The sequence below is a fragment of the Endozoicomonas atrinae genome, from assembly GCF_001647025.1.
Classification (GTDB): domain Bacteria; phylum Pseudomonadota; class Gammaproteobacteria; order Pseudomonadales; family Endozoicomonadaceae; genus Endozoicomonas; species Endozoicomonas atrinae.
Genome location: NZ_LUKQ02000055.1, coordinates 22,439 through 29,668, shown reverse-complemented (window position 1 = coordinate 29,668; position 7,230 = coordinate 22,439). Strand labels below are relative to the sequence as shown.

Genomic DNA, 7,230 nt, shown 5'->3' with positions numbered 1-7,230 from the left:
GAAAATCAACATCATTAAAACCTTCGGGTAGCTGTGGTCGACGAGACATCTGTTCTAGATAATGCATGGTAATGATGCCTAAGCATAGTTGGCGGCAGCTTAAGGATTTAGAAAATGCGATTGGTATAAAATATTTATCCCTGTAACATGCACTAAGGGGATAACCGCTATTGCTATAGCTCGGTCAGTGGTTTTTGAAACACAGACTGAGCCCCCAATCACAAAGGCACGAAGATGCAAAGGTTGTTTTTCTATGCAGTTAAGAAGGAATGCTTCGTTTGTGTCTTCGTGTCTTTGTAGTTCAATGCTTTTAACCTTTTGCAACAGCCTCTTAATGGGGGGCAGTGGGCTTGCTGTCTGATGAGCCCATCAGCTCTGCAACCAGTCTCTGCCGCCAAAACTCCCGGGTTCCGTCATTGGGGAGCTTGTTCAGTGTATCTTGACAGATATGAACCATCGCCTTGAGAATGTTTTCTTCCGGGTAATCCAGGTTCTCAAGTTGGCGAATAATTTCTACAGCCAGGGCAATATCTTCCGGTGCTCCATCCATGTACTTATTCTCCATGCCATTGGTGCGCTTTCAGGTTAATTTTTCCAGATGAGATCGCCACTCCCTCCTGTTCCAATCGTAGTTTCTGCAGGTTGTATCGACTTGATCCATCAGGGAAAGAAATCTGACCTTTGCCGTTAATTACTCGATGCCAGGGGAGGTCGGTCCCTGCTGGCAGTTGCTTCAGAATATTACCCACAACGCGTGCATAACCGGGAGCTCCAGCCATCTCAGCCAGCTGGCCATAGGTTACAACACAGCCTTTCGGAATCCTGCTGAGCAGGTACCATATTTCCGAAGGGGTAAAGGGGGCAGTCAACGTTCGCTCTCCACGATAAAATCGATCATAAACAATAGATTTCAGGATATTTGAAAAGTATGGAATGGGAAAGGAAAAGATATAGCTGTAATTACCATTGATTTGAGAATCAATATTGTGGATTCTGTCGCATTTATGAATTTTACAGGTGGATAAAACCTGTCCGGGGGAAGTTCGTTCTATGTTGCTCCCAAGGAGCCTTCGCTGTTTATTCAAAGTGCTGGGGATGTTGTGTCTGTTTTTTTCTATTAGCACGACATGGGCTGACACCGTCTGGATGAACAATGGTGATGTATTGTCTGGTGACATTGTTAAGCTGGACTCTGGCAAGCTGAGTTTGCAGACCAAATATGCGGGTACTATTGAACTGGACTGGCGCTATGTTACCGCCTTGGATTCTGATAAAACATTCTGGGTTAGCCTGATTGGCGAAGATGAGGCCAGGCTGCGGCGGTTTGAAGGTCAGGATACTGGTATTACGGTCATTGATGACAATGGCCGAAAACGCTCATTCTCTGCTGTGTGGCCTGTAGCCGCTATCCATATTGAAAAACCGGCCATCGCTGATACCTGGGAGTTAGGAGGTAATCTGGTGGCTACGCTGGACAGCAAGTCCGGCAACGATGATGAGCTCCTGATTGGTGTTGAAGGCAAGCTCAATATTGATGACCAGTGGAATAAAAATGCCTTCTATTGGGATATCGAAGCAGAAGATGATGACGGTATAAAAAGCTCGGAGTGGAAAGTTGGTTACTCATACAGCCGTTACCTGGATGAACACTGGTTTGTTCAGGGAGCAGCTGAGCAGGAATATGATTCTGAAGAGGATCTGAGAACCCGTACATCATTGGGGGGGACATTGGGTTATCGCTTTTGGGAAACCGCAGAAAAGGCGCTGAAAACCAGCGGGGGTATCAGCCAGCTCTGGGAAGATTACAAGACGAATGAGTCTCAGCGGGATTATGCTTTGACCTGGATTTTTAATTATCGAACACGAATTATTAATAACTGGGAGTACTTTGCAAACAGCAGAACATTCTTTCGTTTGAAACAGTCAACAACGCTTGTCAATGTCAATCAGGGAATAAAAATAGGGTTAACCGATCATATTAGCTGGAATCTGACGCAGATTGTGGATTACGACAGTAACCCTGTTGACAAGACTCAGAAAGTCGATAGCCGGATCAAAATGGGCATTGGTTACCAGTGGTAAGGCCCTGGGCGCTTCAGATTGGTGCATACTCGCAGGCGCCCTCTCGTAGGCATAAAGAACCGGGTTCTCATCAGGCACCTCCGGAATGGGAAGTGCCTGGAGAAGGATAAAGCTGGTTTCTCCGGCAACAGCAGTTGAACTCGCTTTTCATCTTCGCTCTTTCTTTCGGCTTCTCTATGTTCCTGTAAAGCGCGCATGGTGGTTTCCAGCCAGTTGGCTGCACGATAGAGCAGCGAGTGCCTGTTTAAATCATCAGAATTTTGGTGCTCAAGGGGAAAAATCAGGGTTTTTCTGACTTTCATTGCTACTGGGTACTTTTTCAGAATTACTTCTGTTAATAACGGCAGAAGGGTGCATTGATTGATGAAAGATTACGGTTTTTTTAGCCTTCTCTCCTTTTGACGCTGGCGCATGGTTTTATAGTTTACCAGCTCAAAGCGATACCAGCCTGGCTCTGGATCTGGCTCTGCTCCCATCAGATGGCGATAAAAACGATGCAGCTTTCTGGTTGTCAGGTTCTTGCCGTCTGGTGCCGGAAGTGCGTCAGGGTTGCCCCGCATGAATCGAATTTCCGGAATGTCGTAAATCAATCTTTCAGAAAACCAGATAAAGGGCTCAAAGATATTTTTGAGTCCGTGTTCAGCGCTGTTGAGGCGTCGGTATATGACCATAATCAGTGTGTCGTTTTCTACACGATAGACTATTTCAACATCTTGATATTCAAAGCGGGCACCGAGAAGTAGAGAGGTACTGCCCATGTAGCAAGCAGATACTTCAAAACCTTGGGCTTGCAAAAACCGGGTGACGGGATCGTCAACCGGATATGGTTTTGCGTCTGAGCTATCAGTGTTGGTCATAAGCCGGAAACAGAGATACTTTCAGTCACTTCTTCAGAGGCGGGGGTCATTTCAGCGTAAGCTTTTTTGTCCCGCTGTGATGTTGGGCATGGTTGGTTTCCGTGTGAACAGAAAACGCAGCAATCTCCTTGCTGCGGGGTGATCAGTTTCTGACAGTTTCTGCATTCGTAAAGATAAACACATGCATCCTGAGGCATGGTTTCAATGGCATGATGCATACAGTCCGGGCAGGTGATGATGGACGTTGATGCAAGGTTCTTTGCGTTTAGTGTATAATTTTTAGTGGACATACTCTTTCTCCTGGCACTTCCTGTGCCGTTTATTGCTTTTTCTCTTTGGGCATAGGATAGAGTTATCGGCCTCCCTGTTGGTTTATTGACATTTAACTTTCAAAATTGAAGTGCCTTTGTGTCTTTATCTCAGAATACGTCACAAAAACACTCCTTTTCAAACTACCCTACCTGGCTGTTTATAAAAAGGGTTGCATGAATCAGGCCAGTTTTAGCTGGTTATATAAAGAGCATAATAAGGGAGTGTGACAGTTTGGCGACAGTTACAAAAAAGCCGGACATTTCTGTCCGGCTTTGTACGGGCGTAATTAAACGAGCTTAGTCGTTTTCAGCCTGTATAGCAGTCAGGGCAATGGTGTAAACGATATCGTCGACCAGTGCACCGCGGGAAAGGTCATTTACTGGCTTGTTGAGACCCTGGAGCATTGGGCCGACACTGATTACGTCTGCGCTGCGCTGTACGGCTTTGTAAGTGGTGTTACCTGTGTTGAGATCCGGGAAGATAAACACGGTAGCACGACCTGCGACGTTACTGCCGGGAGCCTTGCTCTGTGCTACAGATTCAACAGATGCAGCATCGTACTGCAGAGGGCCATCAATAATCAGGTCTGGGCGCTTGGCTTTAACGATTTCAGTAGCCTCACGCACTTTCTCAACATCTGCACCGATGCCAGAGGTTCCGGTGCTGTAACTGATCATAGCGATCCGTGGCTCAATACCGAACGCGGTGGCTGAGTCAGCACTCTGAATAGCGATATTGGCCAGCTGTTCTGCGTCAGGGTTTGGATTAACGGCACAGTCACCGTATACAAGAACCTGGTCAGGCAGCAGCATAAAGAAGATGGAGGAAACCAGGCCTCCAGCATCTTTCTTTGGTTTGACCAGCTGGAATGCAGGACGGATAGTGTTGGCTGTGGTGTGTACTGCACCAGATACCAGACCGTCTACCTCGTTAAGAGCCAGCATCATGGTACCCAGTACTACCGTATCTTCCAGCTGAGCTTCCGCCATCGGGGCTGTCAGGCCTTTGTTCTTTCGCAGCTCGACCATCGGATCAACATAACGTGCACGGATGCTCTCAGGCTCCATAATAACCAGACCATCAGGCAGGGTTATGCCGTTATCTCTGGCAACCTGTTCAATAACACTGCGTTGTCCAAGAAGAATACACTGGGCGATACCGCGTTCCTGACAGATAACGGCAGCCTGAATGGTGCGAGGCTCATCACCTTCTGGAAGAACGATGCGCTTATTGGCACCCTGAGCTCTCTGAACCAGCTGGTAACGGAAAGCAGGAGGAGAGAGTCTGCGCTCAGCCAGTGCAGAGCACTGCTGTTTCAGCCACTCGGTGTTCAGGTTGCCAGCAATTGTATCCATGACCATTTCAACACGGGCAGTATCGTCAACAGGCAGTTCGTTATGGCGGCGGTCCAGCATGGTTGCTGTGGTGTAGGAGTCTTCTCCGGTCAGCATGACAGGAAGACCTGTGCCGATGGCCTTGCTGCACAGTTCCATCACGGGTTTGGATGGTGTGATACCACTGGTCAGCAGAAGGCCTGCAAGGGGAACACCGTTCAGTGCCGCCATACAGGTAGCCAGAATGATGTCATCACGGTCGCCTGGAGTGATTACCAGGTTCCCTGGCTTCAGGTGATGAATCATATTGGTTGGTGTTCTGGCACTCAGGGTGTAGGAAGTGACCCGGCGGGTATCCATTTCACCTGCATTGATGATTTCTGCTTTCAGGTGTTCGGCAATATCCATGGTTCTTGGTGAAGCCAGGTTAGTGTCGAACGGAATATAGCCCAATGGCTGGAATGGCTTACGGGCAAACTCCGGCAGGCTCTGGAAATGTCCTTCTTTGTTCAGGCGGGCAACGACTTCCGGAGTCAGTTTATTCAGGGCATAGCCCACGACATTCGGATTCTTGATACCGCCAAAGCTGTCTGCAGCGATCTCCAGTTTGTCGGCAAGGTCTTCCAGAGAGTCATTACCAGGCTCGGAAACCAGAATGATGTCAGCATTAAGGGTTTTGGCGATGTTACTGTTCAGGCGGTTGGCGTAAGGCATTTCCCGGGTTGGTACCAGACCTTCTACGACCATCACGTCACAGTCCTGAGAAGCCTGCTCAAACAAGGCGACGATCTCTTCCATCAGGACGTCGCCCTTGTTATCACCCAGCAGATCTTCAGCGCGGTGTGAAGTGATGGGTGTAGGTGGCTCATGGTCCATGATGCGTTGAACCAGTTTGGTCGAACGCTCAGGTCCAGTATCACCCACGTGCAGCTGGGCAATAGGCTTGAAGAATTTGACTCTGAGACCGAGGTTATCAAGCGCTCGAACCAGGCCCAGGGTGACGGAGGTCAGGCCAACACCATAACGTGTTGGAGCCAGGAAAAATGTACGCATATCCGGAAAAATCCTTCTCATGAAATACTGATATAAAAACAGGAGGTGGAACCTCCTGTTGCTTACATCATTTAGATAACCAGTTTAGCCAGCAATCAGCGCTTCAGTATCACGGGCAATCATCAGCTCTTCATTGGTAGCGACAACCATTGCTACGGTTGAGCCTGGCTTGGTGATGACACCGCTCTTGCCACGGAAGGTCTCTTCATTGGCTTTTTCGTCGATCTCAAAGCCGAAGATGGACAGGCGCTCAAGTACATTCTTGCGGATCACGCTGGAGTTCTCACCGATACCGCCGGTGAAGACCAGTGCATCAATACGACCCAGTTCAGATGCAAAGCCAGCCAACTTCTTGGCCAGAACATTGCAGAATACGTCCAGAGTCAGTTGGGCACGCTCATTACCCTGGGCTGCAGCATCTTCGATTACGCGGCAGTCGTTATCCATTTCGGACAGACCCAGCAGGCCAGACTTCTTGTTCAGGATGTCGGTGATCTCATCCAGAGAATAGCCACACTGCTTGTTCAGGAAGCTGAATACGTTCGGGTCGATATCGCCGGAACGGGTACCCATCACCAGACCTTCCAGAGGCGTCAGACCCATGGTGGTGTCAACGGATTTGCCGTTTTTGACGGCACAGGCGCTGGCACCGTTACCCAGGTGTGCAACCAGAATGGCGCTGTTGTCGTAGTCCAGATCCAGCATCTCAGCAGCAGTCTTGCTGACATAGCGGTAGCTGGTGCCGTGCATGCCGTAACGACGCAGACCGTGTTCTTTGTACAGGCTGTAAGGAACAGCGTACAGGTAGCTTTCAGCAGGCATGGTCTGGTGGAATGCGGTGTCAAATACTACGGACTGTGGCAGACCCGGGAAGTATTTCATGCAGGCACGGATACCCAGCAGGTGAGCAGGGTTGTGCAGAGGTGCCAGATGGTTGCAGTCTTCGATGCCCTGAATCACTTCATCGTTGATCAGGGTGGATTCGGTGAACTTCTCACCACCGTGAACAACACGGTGACCGATGGCTTCAATACGGTCCATCAGGTTGTTTTCACGGAGAACACCTACCAGTGCTTCGATAGCACCTTCGTGACCAGCAGCACCAAGATTCAGGGTTTGCTTCTCACCGTTCAGTTTCCAGGTGATAGAGGCTTCGTTGCCCACGAGGCGCTCGGCGATGCCGCTGATGCTTTCCTCTTCGGTTTTCGGGTTGATTACTGCGAACTTCAGGGAAGAACTGCCACAGTTAATAACCAGAACGCTGTCTTTGCTCATAGAACCTATTACCAGTGAAAATGACCGTGCAGTTTCCGAAAATTACCGTGTAATGCTTTTAATTTAAGCGGATTGTCACGAATATCGCCAAACGCAGCGGCCGGAACCGATCACACGGAGGCTGGCCGTGAATAACGTCCGTAACGAGGATGGCAGAAAATTGAGGATGAAACGTCGTTTTTGTGAGGTGAATAGTGGTTCTATTTGCCGAACAAAAACGAATTTTCAAGCCAATTTGCTGTTACCACAGTAGGACAGTCTATTCTCGGGCAGCCTCCTGGAGGATCACGGCTTGTATAAAGTAGAGAAGCGGTATG

Annotated in this window: 8 protein-coding genes; 1 reads left to right on the top strand and 7 read right to left on the bottom strand. The window is 49.0% G+C overall.

What is annotated here, in order from left to right; translation table 11 throughout:
• Positions 1–331 precede the first annotated feature (331 nt).
• On the bottom strand, positions 332–550 hold the full coding sequence (locus tag AK963_RS10140) for a hypothetical protein (protein ID WP_139117343.1): 219 nt from the start codon (positions 548–550) through the stop codon (positions 332–334).
• A gap of 4 nt (positions 551–554) precedes the next feature.
• Positions 555–869 carry an MGMT family protein gene (locus AK963_RS35260; protein WP_066015337.1) on the bottom strand — a complete coding sequence of 105 codons (315 nt, stop codon included), beginning with the start codon at positions 867–869 and terminating at the stop codon, positions 555–557.
• 226 nt (positions 870–1,095) lie between these two features.
• Between AK963_RS35260 and AK963_RS10130 the strand changes: the two genes are divergently transcribed.
• Entirely contained in the window at positions 1,096–2,082 is a 987-nt protein-coding gene (locus AK963_RS10130; RefSeq protein WP_238593684.1) for a DUF481 domain-containing protein, read from the top strand.
• Here the strand turns inward: AK963_RS10130 and AK963_RS10125 are convergent.
• The 5 genes from AK963_RS10125 to AK963_RS10105 form a co-directional block, all read right to left on the bottom strand.
• A complete protein-coding gene (locus tag AK963_RS10125; protein ID WP_066015333.1) occupies positions 2,070–2,384 on the bottom strand; it encodes a hypothetical protein in 315 nt (104 codons plus the stop codon). The genes AK963_RS10130 and AK963_RS10125 overlap by 13 nt on opposite strands.
• Before the next feature lie 69 nt (positions 2,385–2,453).
• Complete coding sequence (locus tag AK963_RS10120) at positions 2,454–2,939, bottom strand: hypothetical protein (protein ID WP_066015332.1); 486 nt, start codon at positions 2,937–2,939, stop codon at positions 2,454–2,456.
• Complete coding sequence (locus AK963_RS10115; protein WP_066015331.1) at positions 2,936–3,229, bottom strand: GDCCVxC domain-containing (seleno)protein; 294 nt, start codon at positions 3,227–3,229, stop codon at positions 2,936–2,938. Before AK963_RS10115 ends, AK963_RS10120 begins: the two co-directional genes overlap by 4 nt.
• A gap of 318 nt (positions 3,230–3,547) precedes the next feature.
• On the bottom strand, positions 3,548–5,638 hold the full coding sequence (gene pta / locus AK963_RS10110; protein ID WP_066015336.1) for a phosphate acetyltransferase: 2,091 nt from the start codon (positions 5,636–5,638) through the stop codon (positions 3,548–3,550).
• Positions 5,639–5,722: 84 nt separating this feature from the next.
• Positions 5,723–6,913: an acetate kinase gene (locus AK963_RS10105; protein ID WP_066015330.1), complete on the bottom strand. Its 1,191-nt coding sequence runs from the start codon at positions 6,911–6,913 to the stop codon at positions 5,723–5,725.
• Between the last annotated feature and the right edge of the window lie 317 nt (positions 6,914–7,230).

What these genes read in the sequence shown, in the direction of transcription:
- AK963_RS10140 (WP_139117343.1), bottom strand. Translation starts at nt 550, where the DNA reads ATGGATGGAGCACCGGAAGATATTGCCCTGGCTGTAGAAATTATTCGC.
- AK963_RS10130 (WP_238593684.1), top strand. Translation starts at nt 1,096, where the DNA reads ATGTTGTGTCTGTTTTTTTCTATTAGCACGACATGGGCTGACACCGTC.
- AK963_RS10125 (WP_066015333.1), bottom strand. Translation starts at nt 2,384, where the DNA reads ATGAAAGTCAGAAAAACCCTGATTTTTCCCCTTGAGCACCAAAATTCT.
- AK963_RS10120 (WP_066015332.1), bottom strand. Translation starts at nt 2,939, where the DNA reads ATGACCAACACTGATAGCTCAGACGCAAAACCATATCCGGTTGACGAT.
- AK963_RS10115 (WP_066015331.1), bottom strand. Translation starts at nt 3,229, where the DNA reads ATGTCCACTAAAAATTATACACTAAACGCAAAGAACCTTGCATCAACG.
- pta (WP_066015336.1), bottom strand. Translation starts at nt 5,638, where the DNA reads ATGCGTACATTTTTCCTGGCTCCAACACGTTATGGTGTTGGCCTGACC.
- AK963_RS10105 (WP_066015330.1), bottom strand. Translation starts at nt 6,913, where the DNA reads ATGAGCAAAGACAGCGTTCTGGTTATTAACTGTGGCAGTTCTTCCCTG.